Here is a 1,177-nt window from a genome sequence, read left to right as displayed (position 1 = left end):
TGATGCGTGCCGAGCTGGCCCGTCCGGGCCTGCAGATCATGTCGAACGAGCAGTTCAACCAGGCGTTCACGATGCACGGCACGATCATGCTGCTGATGTTCGCGACGCCGCTGTTCGCCGGCTTCGCGAACTGGATCATGCCGCTGCAGATCGGCGCGCCCGACGTGGCGTTCCCGCGGCTGAACATGTTCGCCTACTGGCTGTACCTGTTCGGCTCGCTGATCGCGGTCGGCGGCTTCCTGACCCCGGACGGCGCGGCCGACTTCGGCTGGTTCGCCTACTCGCCGCTGTCGGACGCGGTCCGCTCGCCGGGCATCGGCGCCGACATGTGGATCATGGGTCTGGCCTTCTCCGGCTTCGGCACCATCCTCGGCTCGGTCAACTTCATCACCACGATCATCTGCATGCGCGCGCCCGGCATGACGATGTTCCGCATGCCGATCTTCACCTGGAACGTGCTGCTGACCGGTGTGCTGGTCCTGCTCGCCTTCCCGGTGCTGGCCGCCGCGCTGTTCGCCCTGGAGGCGGACCGCAAGTTCGGTGCGCATGTGTTCGACTCGGCCAACGGCGGGGCGTTGCTCTGGCAACACCTGTTCTGGTTCTTCGGACATCCCGAGGTGTACATCATCGCCCTGCCGTTCTTCGGCATCGTCTCCGAGATCATCCCGGTCTTCGCCCGCAAGCCGATGTTCGGCTACATGGGCCTGATCGGCGCGACGATCGCGATCGCCGGTCTCTCGGTGACGGTGTGGGCGCACCACATGTATGTGACCGGCGGTGTGCTGCTGCCGTTCTTCTCCTTCATGACCTTCCTGATCGCGGTGCCGACCGGTGTGAAGTTCTTCAACTGGATCGGCACCATGTGGAAGGGCAGTCTGTCCTTCGAGACGCCGATGCTGTGGGCGACCGGCTTCCTGATCACCTTCGCCTTCGGTGGTCTGACCGGTGTCATCCTGGCTTCGCCGCCGCTGGACTTCCACGTGTCGGACTCGTACTTCGTGGTGGCGCACTTCCACTACGTGGTCTTCGGCACGGTGGTGTTCGCGATGTTCGCCGGATTCCACTTCTGGTGGCCGAAGTTCACCGGCAAGATGCTCGACGAACGCCTCGGCAAGATCACCTTCTGGACGCTGTTCACCGGCTTCCACGGCACCTTCCTCGTCCAGCACTGGCTGGG

At 64.1% G+C, this 1,177-nt stretch carries 1 protein-coding gene; it reads left to right on the top strand.

Annotation, left to right across the window (positions count from 1 at the left end; translation table 11 throughout):
* The coding region (locus tag IF28_RS0135730) for a cbb3-type cytochrome c oxidase subunit I (protein WP_030229569.1) at window positions 1-1,177 on the top strand (1,177 nt) is incomplete at both ends.

The organism is Streptomyces sp. NRRL WC-3626 (assembly GCF_000718785.1).
Classification (GTDB): domain Bacteria; phylum Actinomycetota; class Actinomycetes; order Streptomycetales; family Streptomycetaceae; genus Streptomyces; species Streptomyces edwardsiae.
The sequence above is the reverse complement of the archived record's forward strand: the minus strand, read 5'-3'. Positions and strand labels throughout refer to the sequence as shown.